General features: G+C 72.5%; 2 protein-coding genes, 1 tRNA gene and 1 rRNA gene. 1 reads left to right on the top strand and 3 read right to left on the bottom strand.

Translation table 11 applies throughout. From position 1 onward, the window contains the following. The coding region (locus tag ACFXGN_RS24800) for a HAMP domain-containing protein (protein WP_384863057.1) at positions 1-560 on the bottom strand (560 nt) is incomplete at its 3' end. A 354-nt stretch (positions 561-914) separates the two neighbouring features. Between ACFXGN_RS24800 and ACFXGN_RS24795 the strand changes: the two genes are divergently transcribed. Next, positions 915-3,563 (top strand): SpoIIE family protein phosphatase, encoded by a 2,649-nt coding sequence (locus tag ACFXGN_RS24795; RefSeq protein WP_384863054.1) that lies wholly within the window; start codon positions 915-917, stop codon positions 3,561-3,563. A 102-nt stretch (positions 3,564-3,665) separates the two neighbouring features. Here ACFXGN_RS24795 and ACFXGN_RS24790 read toward each other — a convergent pair. Both ACFXGN_RS24790 and rrf read right to left on the bottom strand, forming a co-directional pair. Next, positions 3,666-3,741 (bottom strand) — tRNA-Thr (locus ACFXGN_RS24790). Between the two features lie 4 nt (positions 3,742-3,745). Then, positions 3,746-3,839 (bottom strand): 5S ribosomal RNA (gene rrf, locus ACFXGN_RS24785); the annotation flags it as partial.

The following is a 3,839-nucleotide window of genomic DNA, read 5'->3' as shown; positions in this document are numbered from 1 at the left end:
TCCGTGAGGTCCTTCCACGAACCGGACACCCCCCGCACGTGCGCCTGCCCGCCCAGCTTTCCGTCGGTACCCACCTCGACGGCGACCCGGGTCACCTCGGACGCGAACAGCGACAGCTGGTCGACGAGGTTGTTGACGGTACGCGCGACCTTCAGGAACTCCCCGCGCAGCGGCCGGACCGTCCCGTCCGCCCCCTCCGAACGCAGGTCCATCCGCTGTTCGAGATCGCCCTCGGCCACCGACGACAGGACCCGGCCCACCTCGGACACCGGCCGCGCCAGATCGTCGACGAGCGCGTTCGCGGCTTCGATCGCCACCGCCCACGCGCCCTCGCCCGACCCGACCTCCAGCCGCTCCGACAGCTTGCCCTCGCGGCCCACCACCCGGCGGACCCGCGACAGCTCCCCCGTCACGTGCGACTGCCGCTCGGCGACCTCGTTGAAGACGGTGGAGATCTCCGCCATCACCCCGTCGCCGGAGATCGTCAGACGCCTGCGCAGATTCCCGTCCCGCATGGAGAGCAGGGCGCCGAGCAACCGCTCCAGCGCCGCCGCGTCCACCTGGACCGTCCCCCCACGGGAACGCCCGCCCCTCGCGCGCGTACCGCCGCCTCCGCCGCGTCGCGCCGCCGTGCCAGCTTCCACCGTGTCCCTCCCGAAAGGGGTCGAACGTTCCGTTCCGGCTCCCGCCGGTAGCCTGCCCAGTGTTTCACCGTCGGCCAACCAGGCGATAACAGTTCGGCAGCTTCGCACAAGCGTCCCTACCCCGGCGGGGACGCAATCAGCGCGACCGGCATCCGCGCGCACGGTGAAGGAAAGTAACCTGGCTCCCGGCTGTCCATCCGCCCCGGTCCGCCCGGCGGGGGCGGTACGGCACGCGTACGACCACCGGGCAAGCGGGAGGACAGACCGAGCATGGCAGAGCCGGGCGTCGAGACGCGTACGAGGAGTTCTGTGATCACCGCGCGGGCGACTGCCGGCTTCGAGCCCGTCGGGCGGTCCGTCGCGGCCGCCCGCGCGTTCGTCCGGGACACCCTCCAGGGCTGGGGACACCCCGAGCTCGTCGACGACGCCGTCGTCCTGACCAGCGAACTCGTCACCAACGCCGTCATCCACGCGGGCACCTCCGCCGAAGTCCTCTGCCTCCGCTCGGACGACGGCATCCGCATCGAGGTCGCCGACCGCTATCCCGAGCGCGAGATCCCCGTCCAGAGCGGCCGTACGCTCGGCAACCCCGACCGCGAGAACGGCCGGGGTCTGCTGCTCTGCGCCGCCCTCGCCCACCGCTGGGGCGTCGACTACTCCCCCACCAGCAAGCACGTGTGGTTCCGCCTCGACCTCCCGCAGCGCGCGGTCGGCACCCGCTCCGCGGGCCCCGTCGTCCCCGACGCGCTCCTCCCGGTCGCCGACAGCCGCGTCCGGGTCGCCGTCACCCAGATCGACCGGGGCGGCACCATCACCTCCTGGAACGAGGACGCCGAGGAACTCTTCGGGTACGAGGCCGGGCAGGTCGTCGGCAAACCCCTCGGCGACCTCGCCGCCTGGCCCCACACCCCCGGCACCGGCACCGGCCTCGCCGAGGCCCTGCGCCTCTCCCGCTGGGAGGGCAGCTACGGCATCCGCTGCTCCGACGGCCGCGTCATCCCCGTCTACTCCTCCCACCTCCGGGTCCGCGACACCCAGGGCGAACCGTCCACGGTCTGCCTCCTGGTCCGCGAGCACGAGCGGGCCGTCCTGCAGACCCCGCAGCGCCCGGCGGCCGACCCGGGCACCGAGAGCCGCACGGCCGTCGACCCCTTCGAGGTCTTCATCGGCTCGCCCGCCCCCGACGACCTGGACGGCCTGCTCCAGCGGACCGTCGAACGCGCCCGCGACATGCTCGACGGCGACGCCGCCTTCCTCCTGCTGGCCACCGACGACGAGACGGAACTGGAGGTACGGGCGACCACCGGCCTCCCCGCCGCCCGCCAGCGCTTCGCCCGCGTCCCCGTCGAGACCGGCGCCAGCCGGTACGGCTCCGCCCGGATGCCCGCCGTCCACGAGGACCTCGCCGCGGTGCCGGGCGCCGTCCCGCTCCTCGAAGCGACCGGTATGCGCTCGGTGGTCACGGTCCCGCTCAAGGTCGAGGGCCGGCTCACCGGCTCCCTGGGCGTGGCCGCCGAGGCCGCCAACCGCTACTCCAACGAGGAGGCCCTGCGCCTCCAGTTCGCCGCCGACCGCATCGCGCTGGCCGTCGAGTCCGCCCGCCTGGGCGAGCTGGAGCGGTTGCGCCGCGGCTCCCTCAGCTTCCTGGTGGAGGCGTCCGACCTCCTCGCGGGCACGCTCGACCGCGACCAGACCCTGGCCCTGATGGCCCAGATGACGGTCCCGACCCTCGCCACCTGGTGCGCGGTCTACACGATCGCCGACCACGCCTCCGACCCGTATCTGTCGTACGTGCTCCACGAGGACGAGGACCGCATCGACGGGCTGAAGGACCTGCTGACGTCGATCGCCCCGCCGGACCCGGTGCCGACCCCGGGCGCCCGCGTCTGGACCGCCCCCGGCGAAGCCGCCCACCGGGCCGCCCTGACCGCCTCGGTGCACTCCCTCGACCGTCCGGCGGGCCCGCTGTCCTCCGGCATCGACGCCACGCTGACGACCGCGAGCACGGTCGCGGGCGAGACGGTCGTCCTGCCGCTGGTGGCCCGCAACAGGGTGATCGGCATGTTGACCCTCGGCCGGCCCTCCGAGGACCATTTCCGCCAGGAGATCCTGGAGCTCGCCGAGGACCTCTCGCGCCGGGCCGCCCTGGCCCTGGACAACGCCCGTCTGTACTCGGAGCGCGTGGCGATCAGCCAGTCCCTCCAGCGCAGCCTCCTGCCGCCCCGCACCCCGGACATCCCCGGTGTCGAGGTGGACGTCATCTACCGCGCGGCGGGCGAGGGCAACGAGGTGGGCGGCGACTTCTACGACGTCTTCCCCATCAGGGACGGCGTCTACGGCTTCGCCATCGGCGACGTCTGCGGTACGGGACCGGAGGCGGCTGCCGTCACCGGTCTGGCCCGGCACGCCCTGCGTCTCCTGGCCCGCGAGGGCTTCGGCGGCCCGGCGGTCCTGGAGCGGCTGAACGCGGCGATCCTCGACGAGGGCCCCCGCAGCCGCTTCCTCACCCTGCTGTACGGCGAGATGCATCCGCGGGAGGACGGTTCCGCGGTCCTGAAGGTCGTCTGCGCGGGCCATCCGCTGCCCCTGCGCCTCCGCCCGGACGGCACGGTCAGCCCGGCGGCCGAACCGCAGCCGCTGCTCGGCGTCATGGACGATCTGGAGCTGTACGAGCAGACGGTGACGCTCGACCCGGGCGATGTCCTCCTCTGTGTCACGGACGGTGTGACGGAGCGCCGCGAGGGCACCCGGATGCTGGGCGACGACGGTCTCGCGGAAGTCCTCAGCACGTGTACGGGCCTCACGGCCGGCGCGGTCGCCGCCCGTATCCTGCGGGCGGTGGAGCGCTTCGCCCAGGCTCCCGCCTCCGACGACATGGCCATCCTGGCGATGCGCCTGCGCGAACCGCACGACCGCTGACAGCCGGAGCCGGGTGTTTCCCCTCATCAGGGAAACACCCGGCTCATGTCCTCTGTACGGGAACGCGAAAAGGCCCCCGCCACAAGGCGGGGGCCTTTTCTTTGGAGCCCTTTAACGGAATCGAACCGTTGACCTTCTCCTTACCATGGAGACGCTCTACCGACTGAGCTAAAAGGGCATATGTTCGGCGGTGTCCTACTCTCCCACAGGGTCCCCCCTGCAGTACCATCGGCGCTGAAAGGCTTAGCTTCCGGGTTCGGAATGTAACCGGGCGTT

It is taken from the genome of Streptomyces sp. NPDC059247, assembly GCF_042754005.1.
In the GTDB taxonomy this organism is placed as follows: domain Bacteria; phylum Actinomycetota; class Actinomycetes; order Streptomycetales; family Streptomycetaceae; genus Streptomyces.
The sequence above is the reverse complement of the archived record's forward strand: the minus strand, read 5'-3'. Positions and strand labels throughout refer to the sequence as shown.

Bases quoted from the DNA above. Each gene is read 5' to 3' on its own strand.
- ACFXGN_RS24795 (WP_384863054.1), top strand. From the start codon at position 915: ATGGCAGAGCCGGGCGTCGAGACGCGTACGAGGAGTTCTGTGATCACC.